This is a genomic window from Caldivirga sp. UBA161 (assembly GCF_002506515.1).
Classification (GTDB): domain Archaea; phylum Thermoproteota; class Thermoprotei; order Thermoproteales; family Thermocladiaceae; genus Caldivirga.
Window position 1 is genome coordinate 8,001 of record NZ_DAXS01000043.1, and the last position, 391, is coordinate 8,391.

The following is a 391-nucleotide window of genomic DNA, read 5'->3' on the forward strand; positions in this document are numbered from 1 at the left end:
AATTCCTGGGATTGAACTTGTTACAGGTAATTAACCTAAACGGTGCAGTCTTATATAATTTACCAATTGGAATGACCGTTAAGGCACTCATATTCAAACTCGGCGCCTACTACTACATTATCACCAGCAATACTACTAATGAGTTAATGGTTTACAGGGTAGTCTACGGAGTGAGATAGCCAANNAATTATTGAGCTACCCCTCCTTAAGGCGGGTTTCCTGCTTCCTTGCTTTATCCTGCTCCTTGGCGCCATTATGGTGCATAGCCTTAAGGAGGCACTGGGTATGGTCCCCACACCAGAAAGAATAATGAACACGCAGTTTAAAATCCATCCCACCTTAAAAGGCAAGGTTTTAAGTACATCATATAAAAATTATTAAGTATTTTGGG